Below are 17,337 nucleotides of genomic sequence, written 5' to 3' on the forward strand. Positions count from 1 at the left end.
ACACCAAACTATTAAGCGAATTCAGTTCTACCGCATGCAAGGCTTTATACAAGTGCCAGGACTGCTTAGAACCTTTTGACTATTYSRASGCATTCACCAGTGCTGACCGTGCCGCGGMCAAGCGGGCATTTGACTSMKRWSYATGAAGAAAATTGATGTTGCGGTCATTGAAGCGGCATTTCGTGGCTGAAAAGCAATTGATGCGTGGTCAATACAGCCTCGTCTATGACATGCGCGCGGCGCCATGATTTGAGTAAAGCAGTTATTGGTACGGCTGTGATGTGAGTATTCCTCTCTTTTCAGGCAGTCTCTGTACTGCTAAAGAAGCCTGTAAACAATATGAATCAGATCAACAAAGCGGCTGCTGATTCTGCGCACTAATCGCAAAGCTTTAATCTGAAAATGCCCTCAATTCATCCTTGAAGGGCATTTTTTAGGTAAAGCATTTTTTGTTCAATGGGGTTTTAAAACTGCAGAGTTGGCATAAGGGGGCAGAAAGGTGCCGAGAGAAGAAACCACGATGTCTACCCACGGATAAGCTGATGAAGCCAGCATTTAATGGACAGGCCAATCGGCCTATTAATAATTAAACCATTAAAGTTGATTTTTATTCTTAAAAAATCAACGGGCATATCCTATACTTCTTCATTGCAATTGATCTGCTGATGCAGTACTCGCCGATACTTCAAGCGGTGACGCTTGCCTGAACCAAATTTTAAGCTAAACACACGGTTTATATAGGATGAAATGAATGAAATATATGGAAATCAGAAATTTGATTGGGCAGGAATTGAAAAAATATACTGCTAATCAGCTGATTCCATCTGAGCGTTATTTGGCGCTGAAATACAATTGCTCAAGAGAAACCGTGCGTAAAGCCTATGAGCAGCTGCGGGCCGAAGACAAAATTTACAAAGTTCAAAATATAGGATGGTTTGTCAGCAATAAAAAAATTCAATATTATCCGGCCTCTATTGAAAACTTTAACAGCTATCTTAAAGCGCAAGGCTTTGCCGCGAAAACTGAGCTAATTTCTGCCAAACAGACTGATGCATCTTTTACAGGCGCTGACCTATTTGATTCGAAAGTGAGAGAATTGGGTTTTTTTGAAATTATCCGTTTACGCTATGCGGATAATGTTCCAGTTTTGCTGGAATATAATTATTTGCCTGCTTCGATTTTTCCAAATTTTTTAAATTTTGATGTGATTCCTTCAGTCGAAGAAGTGGTGAAAAACAACTACAATTTGCAATACAGCAGCAGCCAATTAAAAATAAAAAATACTGCGGCGGAAGAATTTGATGGAAAACAGCTGGGGATTCCTTCCAGTCAAACGGCGATACGAATAGAGCGGATTTCTAAATCTGATGATCAAGTTATTGAATTTGATGTTGAAATTTGGCCTGAAGATAAAATAGAAATGATTTTGGATATTAAGGCTTAAAACAGCTATTTGTGCAAATAATCGGATATTGGCTCAATATAAAAGATTATTTAAAAAGAGAAGAGCGAGCTGGTATTAATAGAATGGCATTAAATAGGTCAAACTTAAATCATAAAATAATGACTTATCGAATAAATAGTTTAAAAAAATAATTTGATCAATAAATAATATTGGTATGTACCACTTATATCTAATACATTTCGCACAGTTTTTATTGGTGGTTGAAGAGTTAATGGCGTTAAATTGCTGCCGCAGGGAAGCTAATCCAGCTTTAATGTTTGAAAGCCGAAAAGCAGATTTTTCTGCTATTTTGCCTTTTTTAGCGAGTTGCTAATGGCTGAATTTCCCCAAAACATGGGGCACGGTATGGGGGAAAGTCTGGAGCCTAAGGATTGGCAAGACATCTCCGCTTCAGATTTAGTTCATCTGCAGCAGCTGTATCCGCAATTGCAGGGGAAAATAGCTGTATTGTGGCGCAGCCCGCGTCCATTTTCATCGGCCATGCTGGTTCAGGCTGGCGAAGCAATCTATTTCATTAAGCGCAGTCACCGCTCATTCCGTTCTGCGGTAGATTTATTGCAGGAACACCAGCTGATTCAGTATTTAAGCATTCAGGGAATTTCAGTTCCTATGCTGACTGTATCTCAAGCAGGGACTACCGCTGTAGAGCTGGGCAATTGGAGCTACGAAGTGCATGAAAAGGCTGACGGTTTTGATCTTTATGCGGATCAATTGTCATGGAAGCCTTTTTTTTGTGCAGCGCATGCCGCTAAAGCGGGTGAAAAACTGGCTGTTATGCATTCGGCCGTACAGGATTATTCTGTTTTGCATGGCCGCACAGCGACATATTTAATCTCTAATCAGAATTTATTGGAAAGCGATGACATTGCGGATGCAATTCAGCAGCGCATTAAAAAGAGCGCTGCCTTAACCGCCTATTTTGCAGATAAAGAACTGGACCAAACATGGCTTGTACAGTTGCGAAGCGTGCATGAAAAAATTAAAAGCGCTATGCAGCAGGCAACCAAAATTTGGACGCATAATGATTTTCATGCCTCAAATTTATTGTGGACGGATCAGGGCGATGCGGCGGATATCAGCACTGTCATTGATTTTGGTTTGGCGGACAGAAATTCTGCAATATATGATTTAGCCGTCACGATTGAACGCAATTTTATTGATTGGCTGGCTTTAGCGCAGGACCCGGAAATTTATATTGATGAAGCCGGTTTAGCCGCCTTTGTTCAAGCTTATATGCATCAGGCCGGATTCAGCAAAGAACTCGAAATATTGCCGGATCTGATCAAAATAGTGCATACCGATTTCGCTTTGTCAGAGCTGGAATATTTTGCAGGAATCACCTGCAATTTAAAGCATGCGGATGCGGCCTATTATGACTGGCTGATTGCGCATACGGCGTGGTTTTTTCAGCCGCAAGGACAGCAGTTCTGTCAAAAAATGGCGCAGCTGATTCAGCATTTTAGGCAGATGAAACCATGATGCTGCAACACATCATTGAATTAATAAATACGGCTTTTATGGCTGTATTTAGCCGCCCGCGGATGACAGCTGCCGGCAGAAGATCCTTCTTTCAATCTCAATTTTATCTATTTCATCGCCAAACCATTGGCGCTGCTCAAGGCGGCCTAATGCATTGCGCTTTAGTGAAAAACGGAAAGGTTCAACATGACGCTTCAATTTAAGCAAAATTCATTGGTTTTGGCAGTGAAAGCCGCTGTTCTGTCGCAGCTGTGTTTGGCGCCGGCGGCCTTTGCCGAAGATGCAGTTAAAAAGCTGGAAACGATTGTTGTGACTGCACCGCAAGATGTGGGGAAAGACCAGAGTACAGTAATGTTGCAAGGTTTTGGCACTGGCGAATTAAAAAAAGCGCCAGCTTCGATTACATTAATAAACTCTGAAATGATTGAAGATCAGCATGCACGCATTTTAGCGGATGTGGTGAAAAATGATGCCTCAATTGGCGACAGCTACGCGCCGATTGGCTATTACTCTAATTTTGTCTCCCGCGGGTTCACTTTAGATCTGGGATCGAGCTATTTGCTCAATGGCAATGTCATTCGCGGCGAGCAAAACCTGTCTTTAGAAAATAAAGAACAGGTTGAAATTTTAAAGGGCATCTCGGCCATTCAAAGCGGTATGTCGACCCCGGGCGGTGTGGTGAATTATGTGTCTAAACGTCCAAAAGACGTGAAGTCTGTATCTTTGAATGCGGATGAATATGGTCAGTTTTCTGTAGCGGCTGATGTAGGCGGTTTTGCAGGCAGTGAACAGCAGCTGGGATACCGTTTCAATTTGGTCGATGAGCAAATCAACAGCTATGTTGAGCATGTCGGCGGCAAACGCTATCTGGGTTCGGCGGCTTTGGACTGGAAAATTACAGACAAGTCTGCATTGCAATTTGATTTTGAAACCCAGCGTCAGCAGCAGCGTTCAGTGCCCGGCTACCAGCTGCTGGATGGCAAAGTGCCGCAAAATGTGCAAGCCGACCGTTTGCTGGCATATCAAAGCTGGGGCAAGCCAGTCACAATTGACAGTTTAAACACCAGCTTAAAATACAGTTATGCGCTGAATGGGCTGTGGACTGCAAATTTAATTGGTGCATACAGTAAGGCCAAAGTGGATGATTATTCAACTTTTGCATGGGGCTGTTACAGCAATGTTTGCCAGTACAGCGGATTGGGCAATGGTTTCGACGCCAGCGGCAATTATGATATCTATGATTATCAAAACCCCAACGACACCTATGTGACCAGTCAGCTGAAAGCGCAGCTGCAGGGGCAGTGGGCTTGGGCAGATACCCTGCATCATCTGAATTTTGAACTGGCTCAGACCAATAAGTCGCGTAAGCGTTATGGCAGTGTGAATGAATATATCGGTTTTGGAAATATCTATGAAGATACTGTAGATTTTCAGCCGACCGAAGAAAATGTGGGCCCCCGTCATAAAGCATTGGACAGTAAGCAGACGGCGCTGACTGTATCTGACCGCATTGAATTTGGGCCACAATGGTCTGCGCTTTTAGGCGGTAAATGGATTCATTTAGATGAAAATTCTTTTAACAAAAAAAGTGTGAAAACCCGCGATACCGATTTAGATAAATTCTTGCCGCAACTGGCGCTCAGCTACAGTCCGATAGAAGATGCAACTATCTATGCCTCCTATGCCAAAGGGCTGTCAGATGGGCGTTCTGCTGCTTGGTATGCAGAAAATGGCGATGATATTTTGGCGCCGATTCATTCAGAACAGTATGAATTGGGCTATAAACAGCAAATTCATCAATATCTTTTGACAGCGGCACTCTTTGATTTACGCCAAGATAATCAATACACAGCCTTAAACCCAGCAGATGGCCTGTACTATTTTATTCAAGAAGGCAAGCAGCACAGCCGAGGCTTGGAACTTGGACTGTCAGGCCATTTGACTTCACGGCTGGCCATGAATACAACTATGGCATTGAGCCGTACACGTCTTGAGGATGTATCGAACACAGCTTATGCAGGCCATCAAATGCAAAATGCGCCTAAATTCCGCGCAGCCAGTTTTGTGACTTATGATATGCCGCAAATTGAGGGGCTGACATTGATGGCAGGCGGCCGCTACAGTTCAAGCAAATTCGCCAATAGAGAAGCCACAGCCAAAGTCGGCGGTTACAGTGTGTTTGATGCAGGCACCGCTTATGCCTTCAAATGGAATAAAACCGATGCTGAACTGCGTTTTAATCTGGATAATCTGCTGAATAAAAAATACTGGCGTGATGTGGGCGAATCAGATGGCGACGGCTATATGTTCTTAGGCGCGCCGCGCACCGCCAATATTGCCTTGAAATTGAATTTCTAAGCAGGTTCAGCATGTCTCATTTAGAAATTGCCGCGTTTATTTTGAATGTGCTGGGGGTATGGCTGACATCTAAACAGTATCGTATTTGCTGGCTGGTCAATATTGTTGCGGTCATTCTCTACATGATTATATTTTATCAGGTGCACTTATATGCAGATGCCATGCTGCAAGGCGTATTCATCGTCATGCAGCTGTATGGCTGGTACAGCTGGTCCGTTTCCAGCAATGCTGAAACTAGGCATGCAGCCTATATGAATCGGGCTGTCATGGCGCGCAGCTTAGTGGCAGGTACAGCAACTGGTTTGGTTTTAGGGCTGCTGTTTTCTGCATATACACAAGCCTCTTTGCCGTGGCTGGATTCTATGCTGGCCGCCTTCAGTCTGGTTGCCAGTTATTGGGCGGCCCGTAAATATATTGAAAGCTGGGCCATGTGGTGTGTGCTGGATGCCATTTATGTACTGATGTATTTGCATAAATCGTTGAATGTAACTGCGTTCTTGTATTTTATTTTTATTTTATTAGCCTTAAATGGCTGGCGCATGTGGAAAAAGCAATGGTCAGCAGACCGGCAGGCTTCGGCACAGCTGTAGCTAAAAAATTACATAGGCTTAAAAAGACATGCAGTATAGCTGGTGCTTGATTAGGCGATAGCCCCTAGATGGCGGCATTGAGAATTAGGACTGAATATGTATTTAACGAAAAAGAAATGGATTGCAGCATTCTGGGCAATAGCGGTTTGTTCAAGCGCGCCGCTTCAGGCCAAGGAAGCGCCAAGCTGTCCTGCAGTGCAGCAATATGGCATGAGTTTAAAATTTCAAAACCGTTCTGCAGAGGTTCAAGCCTTGCAGCTGCAAGCCTATAATTTGGCAACACATCGTCTGAAAGAAATTCTGCAGGCAAATCCGCAAGCGAAAAATTTAGCGATCGTCACCGATTTAGATGAAACCGTTTTGGATAATACCGATGTTTTTGTCAGTGATTTAAAGCGTTGCGAAGACTATACCGACTGGAAATCTTGGGATGAATGGGAGCGGTCAGGCCAGCCAAAATTAATACAGGGCAGTTTGGAATTTTTAAAATTTGCAGATCAGCAAGGCGTGAAAATTTTCTATGTTTCCGACCGTTCTGAAAAATACCGTTCTTCTGCTATGCGTATGATGAAACAGCTGGACTTGCCTCAAGTTGAAAGCAGTCAGATTCTGCTTTATGGCGCGTCGAAAGAGCAGCGCCGTCAAAGCGCCAGTCAGGATTGTGATATTGTATTGCTTTTAGGCGATACCCTGCACGATTTCTCTGCTGCATTCAGCAATAAGCAATCTGCATCGGAACGCGCTGAAGCTGTAGTGCAGAATAAAGAAAAATTTGGTGACAGGTTTATTGTACTGCCCAATGTGAGTTATGGCGCATGGTCAACGGCTGAATAGTTTAGCCTGCAAAAAGAGCAGTATTAAATGCTCTTTTTGCCTGAAGAATAAATTTCTAAAAATTTGAAATTCAAATGGATGTAAAATCCTCAGTAGTCTTTTGACAAAGACAATCCACTTAACATCTTTGTACGGCCTCACGGTTTACTTGAATGCGTATTTATTTTGGTAAAAAATGATGGGATAAAATGGCATAGTTTGATGGGCTGTTCGTTACTGCTGAATATACATTAAACACTTTAAGTATGATTCTACATCAATTACTGCATCTAAGAGCCAGGCGATTGTTCATCCTGTCATAGCTGATGTAGGATGGATTTGGGCACTTGGGCATTGATTTGCAAAACTGCTGGCAAAATTTAAAGATGGCGCAGCGCCTGTAGAAAATGCAGCACCTAGCGTCTATTAAGGAGAACATGGATGCAGCTTAAAAATTCTGAACTGCTTAAAACACAAGTTTATATTAACGGTGCATGGACCCATGCCGCAGACGGCAAAGATTTTGCTGTAACAAACCCTGCGACGGGCGAAGAAATTGCACGTGTACCAAGCGCAACAGTTGCGCAAGTTGAAGAAGCGGTAGAAGCTGCTGAAACAGCATTGGCTTCATGGAAGCTGACGACTGCAAAAGAACGCTCTACGCTGCTGCGTAAATGGTTTAACTTGATTGTAGAAAACCAAGAAGACTTGGCTGTGATTTTAAGCACAGAGCAAGGCAAGCCAATCACAGAAAGCCGCGGTGAAATTTTGTATGGTGCAAGTTTCATTGAATGGTTTGCCGAAGAAGCAAAACGCACTTATGGCGATGTGATTCCGCATGATAAGCAAGGTCGCCGTTTGGTTGTGATTAAACAGCCTGTGGGGGTTGTAGCTGCGATTACACCGTGGAATTTCCCAAATGCGATGATCACCCGTAAAGTTGGCCCTGCTTTGGCTGCAGGCTGCACGGTGATTATTAAGCCGGCATCTGAAACGCCGCTTTCTGCATTGGCTTTGGCTGCTTTGGCTGAACAGGCAGGCATTCCAAAAGGTGTGGTGAATGTAGTGACAGGCAGTTCACGTGAAATTGGCGCTGTGCTGACTTCACATCAAGCTGTGAAAAAAGTGTCATTTACAGGTTCTACGCAAGTGGGCAAATTGCTCATGGAACAATGCTCAAGCACCATGAAAAAAGTCAGCATGGAATTGGGCGGAAATGCGCCATTTATTGTGTTTGAAGATGCAGACTTGGACAAAGCCGTTCAAGGCGCGATTGCCTCTAAATTCCGTAACAGTGGTCAAACCTGTGTATGTACTAACCGTGTATTGGTACATGAAAGCGTGCATGATGCTTTCCTTGAAAAATTAACCGCTGAAGTGAATAAGCTGAAAGTGGCGCCAGCATTTGAGCAAGGTGCAGAGCAAGGCCCATTGATTAATGAAAAATCAGTGGAGAAAATTGAAGAACACATTGCCGATGCTGTTGCTAAAGGCGCGAAAATTGTGACTGGTGGCAAGCGTCATGCGCTTGGTCAGACTTTCTTTGAACCTACAGTGCTGTCAGGTGTTACGCAGGACATGCTGGTTGCGAAAGATGAAACCTTTGCACCGCTTGCACCTGTATTTAAGTTCAGTACCGATGCTGAAGCGATTCACATGGCAAATGATACTGAGTTTGGCTTAGCTTCTTATATTTATACAGAAAGCCTTAGTCGCGCTTGGAAAGTCGGTGAAGCGCTTGAGTATGGCATGGTCGGCATTAACGAAGGCCTGATTTCAACTGAAGTTGCGCCATTTGGCGGGATCAAAGAATCTGGCTCAGGCCGTGAAGGTTCTAAATACGGCATTGAAGACTACTTAGAAATCAAATATATGTGCATGGGTATTTAAGACTGTCATGCGGCCAAAATAAGGATCTTCGGATCCTTTTTTTATTGCAGACAGGATTCCAGCCAATACCAGTTGAGGCATGGAAAATGCAATTTAAGGATTGAACGATATGATTAAGTGGATTGCGCTTTATCTGGGCTGAACAGCTAACTTAGACACAGTTTTCAGCACGCTGATGATGCAAATGATGCTGTTTTTACATGGTATGAGGGTTTAGATGGGCTATCGAATTGTAATATCAGACATCCAGTTTTTAGGTTGGATGATAAAGAAGGTCGAGCTGCGACTTTATAATCAATATCTCATCTAAAATTTCAATGAATTTGTAGATAAAATATCATTTACATTTAAAAAAAGTTGAACAGTGTGCATTAAAAACCGACTAAATTCAGATGAAATATATTTGACTGAAAGGAAAAATGTGTTAATAAATAAGAGTGATTTCTGAGCAGGAAGTCCGAATACTTCAGGAAGAAGTATTAAGAAGCGATCTTAAAAAATTAAACGGGAGTTTTAACAACATGCTTCAATTATTTAGAAAAATTTTCTGTATGCACATTTACGAATATGAGCAGATGGAAGAAATTGGCGCACACAAGGAATGCCGAAAGTGCGGCGTAATGAAATAATAAAAGGGTGGGCGAAAGCTCACTTTTTTATTTGAACTTTCAGCTGATGACTAAACAGTTTAAAATACCAAGATCCAGCGCAGATTCAATAGTTTTGTATGTCTAAAAATTTTATGGCCGATACCTATATTGTCGACGATCGGCTTCAAGATACATTGGCTTGGCTTTGCAGTCATCAAGACTGTTTTGATTCTTTCAATTACGACGCATTGCAAAAAGAATTGCGCGTCGTACATGCGAATGGTCAAGATGTTATTAAACCAGGGGATTATCTGAATGCCCGTTACGGCATATTAATTACGGCTCATAATTTTGCTAAGCCTTAATGGCTCATCCAGCAAATATAAAAAAAGCCCCAAAGAAAGGGGCTTTTTTTATATTTATTTTGTATGGAATTAAACAGCCATTGCATCGACAGACAGTTCAGCTGCATTGGGCTTGGCTTTTTCTGCAACAAGCCCAAGTTTATTGAACAGCTGTTTGTCCTTGCCTTCTCCGGCGTTTGGCGTGGTCAGCAGCTTTTCACCAGAAAATAATGAATTGGCGCCTGCCATAAATGCCAGCGCTTGGTCTGAATCAGACAATGATTCACGCCCAGCAGAAAGGCGAATGTAGCTTTTCGGCATGATTATGCGCGCAACGGCAATGGTTCGGATCCATTCAGTTACATCCAGCTTTTCTACATCGGCTAGCGGTGTGCCTTCAATTGGCACCAGCATATTAATTGGTACAGATTCTGGATGAATCGGCAAAGTGGCCAGCTCCTGTAGAAGGCCAATACGGTCATTGCGGTTTTCACCTAGACCGACAATACCGCCGCTGCAGACTTTCATGCCTGCACCGCGCACATATTCAAGCGTATTTAAACGGTCATCAAATGTACGGGTGCTGATGATGTGGGAATAATATTCACGTGAGGTGTCAAGGTTGTGGTTGTAATAATCCAAACCTGCATCTTTTAACCGTTCTGCCTGTGACTGGTTCAGCATGCCTAAAGTCATGCAGGTTTCTAAGCCCAGCGCTTTAACTTCGCGAACCATTTCTAAAACATAGGGCATATCACGTTCATTGGGGTTGCGCCATGCAGCGCCCATGCAGAAGCGGGAAGAACCGGATTCTATAGCTTCTTTTGCTTCAGAAATAACTTTATCTACAGCTATGCGTTTTTCTGCTTCTAAATTAGAATCATAGTGCGCTGACTGAGAACAGTACTTGCAGTCTTCTGGACATTTGCCAGTTTTAATAGACAGCAGCGTACTGACCTGAATGGCGTTGGCAATGAAGTTTTCACGGTGTACGCGCTGCGCTTCAAAAACCAAGTCTAAAAAAGGCTGCTCATATAAAGCCTGAATCTCATCGAGAGCCCAGTCATTACGTAAGTTCATGATTGCTGTCCATCATCATTGTTATGTCGTTCTGTTCATCATACAGAAAACGTGCCAATCCTAAAGGCAATAAATGTCAACTTTGATAGTATCTGCCGATTAAATATATAAAAACTCAAAAATATAAGATTGTATATTTAGCTGCAAAGTTCAGTGTATTTACAGTTAATTCATCGCCAAGTTTTTTTATGAAAATATAACTTTGCTTAGAATGGGTAAGCTTAAGTTTGAAATATTGCAAACTTAACTTTGAACTGGACGTTATACAAGTATGAAAAATTATGCTGGGTTTATAAGGCTTTACTTGATTGTTCAGCAATTGCCCAGTCAACATGGACTTGCACAATCTCATCATGCAATGCACGGTTTTGGGTGAGGGATTGAATAATTTCTGGAGAATACTCCGCATTGCCCAAGCCAATCGCAATATTGCGCATGAAGCTTTGATAGCCGGTTCGGCGTATAGGACTGCCTTCGGTGCAGGTTAAAAAAGTCGCTTCATCCCATTGCCATAAGTCCAATAAAGAAACCTGATCTAAGCCATGGCGCGGGTTGAAATCTTCAATTGAGGTTTTTTTGGCGAAGCTGTTCCATGGGCAGATGAGCTGGCAATCATCACAGCCAAATACACGGTTGCCAATTCCTCTGCGCAATTCTTCGGGAATGATGCCTTTATATTCAATGGTTAAGTAGGCGATGCATTTTCGGGCATCCAGCATATATGGTTCAACAATAGCTTGCGTAGGGCAGATGTCGATACAGGCTGTGCATGATCCGCAATGCTTATCTGCAGGACTGTCAAAAGGCAAATCCAGCGAGGTAAAGAGTTCACCCAGAACAAAAAATGAGCCTGATTTTTTGTGAATCAGCAAGGTATGCTTGCCTGTCCAGCCCATGCCAGCATTTTCAGCTAAGGATTTTTCAAAAATAGGCGCAGAGTCGGCAAAAGGGCGTGATTCAAAATTGCCCACTTTCTCTCGAATGGCAGCAGCCAGTGTCTTTAAACGGCCGCGCATGACTTTATGATAGTCACGGCCGCGGGCATAGCGGGCAATAATAGCAGCGTTGGGCTCAAATGGAACATAGCGGGGCTTGGGAGTTTCAACCAGATAGTCCATACGCACGCAAATGATGCTTTTTGTGCCGGGAATGAGCAAAGTTGGATCAGCGCGCTTATCTAAATTCTCTTCCAAAAATTTCATATCGCCATGATAGCCGCGCTTTAAATATTCTTTAAAACGGGGTAATTCCGCTTGAGCATCCGGTTTGGCAATGACACAATCAGAAAAACCCAAAGCTAGGGCTTGAGCTTTGATCCATGCCTTGAGCGCTTCAGGATCATCTTGATTGAGCGAGATTTTTGCTTGATCGGGTGTTGCCATAAACCATTTGGAAGGAAGAAGAATGCAGCAGCAAGTTTACCATAGCCAAAGTATTCAAGCATGGGAACAGCGCTGGTTTAGTCAGCAAAACAGTTCTTATGGCTTAATGAAGCAAGTTGCATGGGCAATTGCACAGCGTCTGATTCATATTTTTCAGCAGCAAGGCGTAAGTTCAATCGCGGTCTGCTGCGGTCAGGGCAATAATGCTGGAGACGGTTATCTTACAGCGAAGTATTTAAGTCAGGCCGGTTTTAAAGTGGATGTTTATGCAGCGCCATTAGGCATATCAAAAGATTTGCATTATGCCGAGCTGGATGCGCGTGAATCAGGTTTGAATGTTTTTTCAGGCTTTGAATTTAAGCAGCATTATGATGCCTATATTGATGCGTTATTTGGAATTGGCCTTAACCGGCATTTGAACGCAGAATGGCAAAGCATTCTTCAGCATATGAATACGCAGTCCGGTTTAAAAATTGCGATTGATATTCCCAGCGGGTTGCAAGCCAATAGCGGCCAGCCTTTACCCTGCGCGATCAAGGCTGATTACACATTTACTGCATTAGGCTTAAAAGCAGGATTATTTACTGGCCAAGGCAAAGAATATTGCGGGCAAATTCATATCATCGATGCAATTCCAGTAGATGATCAGTTGAAACCCATTGCAGCGCTGTCTCCGGTCGATATCTGTTTACCTAAGAGGCAAGCTTTTGGGCATAAGGGCAGTTATGGCCATGTTCTTATTGCCGGCGGCCATGCCTCGATGGGCGGAGCGGTCATTATGGCGGCAGAGGCTGCATTTCACGCAGGTGCGGGAAAAGTCACGGTGGCTTGCGATGCCAAGCACCATACGGCGATTTTATCGCGCGCGCCGAATATTATGCTGTGTGACATCAATGCTTTAACTCAGGATGAGATTCGGCACTTAATTGAGCATGTAGATGCTGTCAGTTTCGGTATGGGGTTAGGGCGTGATGCTTGGGCAAGCGCGCAGTTTAAAGCTTGGTTTCCACTGATCCAGCAGTCTGATTTAGAAGCCGTATGGGACGCAGATGCTTTATGGTTTTTAGCAGAACAGCCTGAATGCTTAAAAGCGCAAAGCTATGCTACGCCGCACCCGGGTGAAGCAGCCAAACTGCTGGGTATCAGCACGCAAGATGTGGAAGCAGACCGTTTAGGCGCGATTTATCAGCTGCAAAAAAAATATTCGGGTCAATGGGTGCTTAAAGGCGCTGGCAGTTTGATCTTGGAAGACCGTTTGTGGATTTGTACAGCAGGTAATGCGGGCATGGGTACAGGCGGTATGGGTGATGTTCTAGCCGGTATGGCAGCCAGTTTAAAAGCGCAATTTCATGAAGATATTCATCTGCACGAAATAGTCACTTTGCATGCCTTGGCAGGAGATTATCTTGCCCGGAAAGGTATGCGCGGCTTGCAGGCGCAGGATATGGCGCAAGCTGTGCATCATGTTGTCAACTTAACAGCAGAATAAAAATGAAAGCTTTAAAACTGCGGATTCAGGGAAAAGTGCAAGGTGTCGGCTACCGGCGCTGGTTTGAACAGCAAGCCTTAGATTTAGGGCTGAAAGGCTATGTAAGGAACTTAACCGGCGGTGACGTCGAAGCTGTCCTTTTAGGCGGTGAAGATGCTGTGCTTGATCTTGTAAACAGAAGCTTTTCAGGGCCATTGCATGCAAATGTGACAGCTGTAGAACAGATGGAACTGAATGCTGATCAGTGCAGTTATACCGACTTCAAACTTGTTAGATAAGCATCCATCTTTTGGAGAAAGGCGGCTGGAGCCAGACTTTATGCAGTTTTAACGCCGTCTTGAACTGGCGCGGCTGCGTCCGCGCGCCATGCCTCCAAGTGCATTAAGTACGGCCATTTTGCTCATACTGCCGGAGGCGTGCGCATGGCAAATGGCTGCAGCTAAGGCATCGGCAGCATCCTGCTGCGGTTTAATGCTTAAGTTCAGCAGTTTCATGACCATCATCTGCACTTGTTCTTTATCGGCTGCGCCATAACCGACAACAGATTGCTTAATCTGACGCGCTGTATATTCGGCAACCTGTAAATCCAAATTGGTGAGCGCCGCAATGGCTGCTCCGCGCGCTTGCCCTAATTTCAGTGCCGAGTCAGGGTTTTGCGCCATAAAGACTTGCTCAACGGCGGCTTCCGTCGGCCCATGAAATTTTACAATACGGTCAACACCTGCAAAAATTCGCTTTAAGCGTTCAGGCATTTCAGCGGTTTCAGTACGGATTGTGCCGGCATCCACAAAACGCAGTTTAGAGCCTTCATGTTCAATAATGCCGTACCCCGTTAGGCGGGAGCCCGGGTCAATACCGATAATTAATGACATGCTGACCCTTTAAAAATAGAATAACGCCCATATTGTTACATAAGCGGATCAAAAAAGCTTGATACTGATTAATCGCTTGTTTGATGCACCTTATTTATTTAATAGAGATTTGATTGATTTTCATGAAATTATTTCTAATTGTCCTTGCGGGCTTAATTCTTGAAGTCTTTGTATGGATTGGCGTGGGTGACCTCGTCGGCAGCATGTGGTATGTGTTCTTCTGGTTTATTGCTGCTTTTTTCATCGGGCTGAATATCGTGCGCAAGCATGCATCAGGCTTAATGCCTCAAATGCAGCAAATGCAGGCAGGCCAAATGAGTGCGGATCCTGCGCTTTCAGGCAATTTGCCTAAGATTATTGCCGGTTTTCTATTGATGATTCCCGGTCTAATTTCTGATGTTTTGGCCGTACTGATTTTACTTCCGCCGGTGCAAAATGCTCTAAAAGCAACCATGATGAATGTGATGGCAAAACGCCAGCAAGCGATGATGGAAAAAATGATGGGCGGCATGATGGGGGATATGAATGGCATGGGCGGCGCTCAGGGCCAAAATCCATTTGCAGATATGATGCGCCAAATGCAGGACATGCAGAATCAGCAGGGTGGCAGCCGGGATTCGAGCATTATTGATGGTGAAGCGCGTGAAGTGACGCCAGAAGCCAAGAAAATTGAATTGAAAGATGTAAATCAAAAGTAAAAAAGAAAACCCTCTTTATAAGCCGAATCTAATGATTCGGCTTTTTTATGCTGAAAAATTTCGCTAGCTGAACATTTATTTTTAACAAGCGATATAATGTGATTTTTAAAGTTTCTTTTTAATTTTTATGTCACTTCTTTTGACCATTTGCCTGCTGCATTTTGTTGCGCAGCTGAGTCCGGGCCCAGATGTACTGCTGATTGCAAAAAGCGCTGCCTCCAATACACGAAGCAATACTTTAAAAATTATTGCAGGTATTTCTGCTGGCATTGTGGTTTGGGTTGTACTCACTTTAATGGGCTTTACTGTACTGGTAGAGCAATTTCCGTGGATTCAGCAAGTTTTAATGCTGGCAGGCGGATTGTTTCTTGCCAAAATGGGCTGGGGCATGCTGAATGGCGGTTTAAAGACGCTCAAGCAAGAAGTTGCTTTGGACAGTTCAGGGGAACTTGAGAAACCGCAGAATTATTTTTTACAGGGTCTATTTACTAATTTATCCAATCCTAAAACACTGATTTACTTCAGCAGTGTATTTTCTTTGGCCCTGAGTTCATCCGCCGGTTCAGATTTAAAAACTCAATTGGCATTTATTATTCCAATACAAACTTTTCTGGTGTTCAGTCTGCTGATGATGATCGTCTCTATACCAAAAATTAAAGTGCTGTATCAGCGTGCAGGCAGTTACATCGATATTATTTCGGGCGGACTGTTTCTAGTCTTTGCCGTTTGGCTTTGGTATGACGCTATAAAAATATTTTACGCTTGATCCGTGTCTGATACTTCAAATTCAGATTGATTAAGGTGAGAAGAGGGAGCTGCGGTTTCCTCTTTTTTTTCATCAGCGCGGTAACGGTTGGGCTTTAAAGTGGTTTCAGTATTTTCTGAACCCTTGTAGCTTCGGCTGCGGTTGGCGCGCTCACGTAATCCGCCTTTTTTAATGAGTTGAACCATATCTGTTCCTTTTGCTGAGCCCTATATTTTAAACGAATTTGAATGCGGAGCTGCAGTAAATTTTAAGCTGTAAGTATCTAAATCAAACAGAGCATAGCTTTTATATACGTTATACGGTGCAGTAAGCGTGATCTTTATGGCCAATGGGCATTCATATGCAAAAAAGCCTGAAATGGAATCAGGCTTTCATGGCGTCCCCAACTAAATTTCCGGCTATTTACCAGAGGTTTTATTGTCTTGCTGCAATACATCAAAAAGTGATTGCTGCACAGGAATTTCTTGATGATCCTGCAGATAGACATGCACCGTTTTGAATACTGCAGCCGCAATGAGGCAGGTCATGATACAGAAAATCCAAAATCCGTATGGGCTTTTGATATTATGAGATCCGCAATTGGTACATTCTTTGTCAGTAGAAGCAACGACTTTGTTGCAGCAGGCACAGTGATACTGATAGTGCATATTCTTCTCCTTATTTTCCTGACATTGTTTGTTGTTTTTATTTTCAATCATATATTCATGACTGTTTGTTTATCTTATGTGATGAAATGCAGTGAGGCAAGATATGTACTTTGCCTTGCTCAGTCATATTCTGCTTCAATATGTTCATGGGCTGTTAAGGTATTGTTTTAAAATAATTAAGGATTTTAACAATTCAATGATTCCTTACAAATATTTGCGGTGTTCCGATACTTGTATCGTTCGATTTACGGAAACACTACATTATTCATATGACTGAAATATGAATTTAAAATAGATGCGGGGGTGCGCCCTAATCATGCATTCAGTGAGCTGTATGGCATTCACAGGCATAAAAAAACCAGCCGCTTGGGCTGGTTTTTCATTCGGCATTACCGGCTTAGATTCCGGAACGGATGATGTAATCAAAAGCAGACAATGAAGCTTTCGCGCCTTCACCTGTCGCAATGATGATTTGCTTGTACGGCACTGTTGTACAGTCACCGGCCGCGAATACGCCTTTCACATTGGTTTCGTTGCGGTCGTTAATTACAATCTCGCCGCGGCTTGAAAGTTCTACAGCGGTTTCTTTTAAGAAATCAGTGTTTGGCAATAAACCGATTTGCACGAAGATCCCTGCAAGCTCAATGGTTTTGATTTCATCTGTGGCGCGGTCTTTGTATTTCAGCGCAGTCACTTGYGAACCGTCACCGACYACTTCAGTTGATAATGCATTCATGATCACAGTCGTATTCGGCAGGCTGTTCAGCTTGTCCTGCAGCACTTGGTCTGCACGTAATTTAGTATCAAACTCAACTAATGTTACGTGTTCAACAATGCCTGCAAGGTCAATCGCCGCTTCTACACCGGAGTTGCC

At 43.4% G+C, this 17,337-nt stretch carries 17 protein-coding genes and 1 pseudogene; 12 read left to right on the plus strand and 6 right to left on the minus strand.

Going from position 1 to position 17,337, the window contains the following annotated elements; all coding sequences use genetic code 11:
• The 8 genes and pseudogenes from AZH43_RS18950 to AZH43_RS15375 all read left to right on the plus strand — a co-directional run.
• A pseudogene (locus AZH43_RS18950) lies at positions 1-146 on the plus strand (PaaD-like zinc ribbon domain-containing protein); the annotation flags it as partial.
• Positions 147-760: 614 nt separating this feature from the next.
• Complete coding sequence (locus AZH43_RS15335; RefSeq protein WP_227509830.1) at positions 761-1,444, plus strand: GntR family transcriptional regulator; 684 nt, start codon at positions 761-763, stop codon at positions 1,442-1,444.
• 333 nt (positions 1,445-1,777) lie between these two features.
• The gene (locus AZH43_RS15340; RefSeq protein WP_067671428.1) at positions 1,778-2,944 is read left to right on the plus strand and encodes a phosphotransferase enzyme family protein; all 1,167 of its coding nucleotides are present in this window, start codon (positions 1,778-1,780) and stop codon (positions 2,942-2,944) included.
• Between the two features lie 186 nt (positions 2,945-3,130).
• Positions 3,131-5,302, plus strand: coding sequence for a TonB-dependent siderophore receptor (locus AZH43_RS15350; RefSeq protein ID WP_067671434.1), 2,172 nt, complete (start codon positions 3,131-3,133; stop codon positions 5,300-5,302).
• An 11-nt stretch (positions 5,303-5,313) separates the two neighbouring features.
• Entirely contained in the window at positions 5,314-5,892 is a 579-nt protein-coding gene (pnuC, locus tag AZH43_RS15355) for a nicotinamide riboside transporter PnuC (RefSeq protein ID WP_067671437.1), read from the plus strand.
• A 96-nt stretch (positions 5,893-5,988) separates the two neighbouring features.
• Complete coding sequence (locus AZH43_RS15360) at positions 5,989-6,726, plus strand: 5'-nucleotidase, lipoprotein e(P4) family (RefSeq protein WP_067671440.1); 738 nt, start codon at positions 5,989-5,991, stop codon at positions 6,724-6,726.
• A 420-nt stretch (positions 6,727-7,146) separates the two neighbouring features.
• Entirely contained in the window at positions 7,147-8,595 is a 1,449-nt protein-coding gene (locus AZH43_RS15365; protein WP_067671443.1) for an NAD-dependent succinate-semialdehyde dehydrogenase, read from the plus strand.
• Between the two features lie 727 nt (positions 8,596-9,322).
• Positions 9,323-9,550, plus strand: coding sequence for a hypothetical protein (locus tag AZH43_RS15375; RefSeq protein ID WP_067671449.1), 228 nt, complete (start codon positions 9,323-9,325; stop codon positions 9,548-9,550).
• Between the two features lie 69 nt (positions 9,551-9,619).
• Here AZH43_RS15375 and bioB read toward each other — a convergent pair whose 3' ends face one another.
• Together bioB and queG are read right to left on the minus strand one after the other, a co-directional pair.
• Positions 9,620-10,609 carry a biotin synthase BioB gene (gene bioB / locus AZH43_RS15380; RefSeq protein ID WP_067671452.1) on the minus strand — a complete coding sequence of 330 codons (990 nt, stop codon included), beginning with the start codon at positions 10,607-10,609 and terminating at the stop codon, positions 9,620-9,622.
• 290 nt (positions 10,610-10,899) lie between these two features.
• Entirely contained in the window at positions 10,900-11,991 is a 1,092-nt protein-coding gene (queG, locus tag AZH43_RS15385) for a tRNA epoxyqueuosine(34) reductase QueG (protein ID WP_067671455.1), read from the minus strand.
• 22 nt (positions 11,992-12,013) lie between these two features.
• Between queG and AZH43_RS15390 the strand changes: the two genes are divergently transcribed.
• Both AZH43_RS15390 and AZH43_RS15395 read left to right on the plus strand, forming a co-directional pair.
• Complete coding sequence (locus tag AZH43_RS15390) at positions 12,014-13,480, plus strand: bifunctional ADP-dependent NAD(P)H-hydrate dehydratase/NAD(P)H-hydrate epimerase (protein WP_067671458.1); 1,467 nt, start codon at positions 12,014-12,016, stop codon at positions 13,478-13,480.
• A 2-nt stretch (positions 13,481-13,482) separates the two neighbouring features.
• Entirely contained in the window at positions 13,483-13,758 is a 276-nt protein-coding gene (locus AZH43_RS15395) for an acylphosphatase (protein WP_067671461.1), read from the plus strand.
• Between the two features lie 48 nt (positions 13,759-13,806).
• Here AZH43_RS15395 and ruvC read toward each other — a convergent pair whose 3' ends face one another.
• Positions 13,807-14,352 (minus strand): crossover junction endodeoxyribonuclease RuvC, encoded by a 546-nt coding sequence (ruvC, locus tag AZH43_RS15400; RefSeq protein WP_067671464.1) that lies wholly within the window; start codon positions 14,350-14,352, stop codon positions 13,807-13,809.
• Between the two features lie 122 nt (positions 14,353-14,474).
• On the opposite strand from ruvC, the gene AZH43_RS15405 reads away from it, so the two are divergent.
• On the plus strand, positions 14,475-15,050 hold the full coding sequence (locus tag AZH43_RS15405) for an FxsA family protein (RefSeq protein ID WP_067671467.1): 576 nt from the start codon (positions 14,475-14,477) through the stop codon (positions 15,048-15,050).
• 127 nt (positions 15,051-15,177) lie between these two features.
• Positions 15,178-15,816 (plus strand): LysE family transporter, encoded by a 639-nt coding sequence (locus AZH43_RS15410; RefSeq protein WP_067671470.1) that lies wholly within the window; start codon positions 15,178-15,180, stop codon positions 15,814-15,816.
• Here AZH43_RS15410 and AZH43_RS15415 read toward each other — a convergent pair.
• From AZH43_RS15415 to AZH43_RS15425, 3 genes are all read right to left on the minus strand, one after another.
• Entirely contained in the window at positions 15,807-16,001 is a 195-nt protein-coding gene (locus AZH43_RS15415; protein ID WP_067671473.1) for a hypothetical protein, read from the minus strand. The genes AZH43_RS15410 and AZH43_RS15415 overlap by 10 nt on opposite strands.
• A 213-nt stretch (positions 16,002-16,214) precedes the next feature.
• Entirely contained in the window at positions 16,215-16,463 is a 249-nt protein-coding gene (locus tag AZH43_RS15420) for a hypothetical protein (protein ID WP_067671476.1), read from the minus strand.
• A gap of 397 nt (positions 16,464-16,860) precedes the next feature.
• Positions 16,861-17,337: FAD-dependent oxidoreductase (locus AZH43_RS15425; protein WP_161485916.1), on the minus strand; the 477-nt coding region annotated here is incomplete at its 5' end.

The organism is Acinetobacter pragensis (assembly GCF_001605895.1).
Taxonomy (GTDB): domain Bacteria; phylum Pseudomonadota; class Gammaproteobacteria; order Pseudomonadales; family Moraxellaceae; genus Acinetobacter; species Acinetobacter pragensis.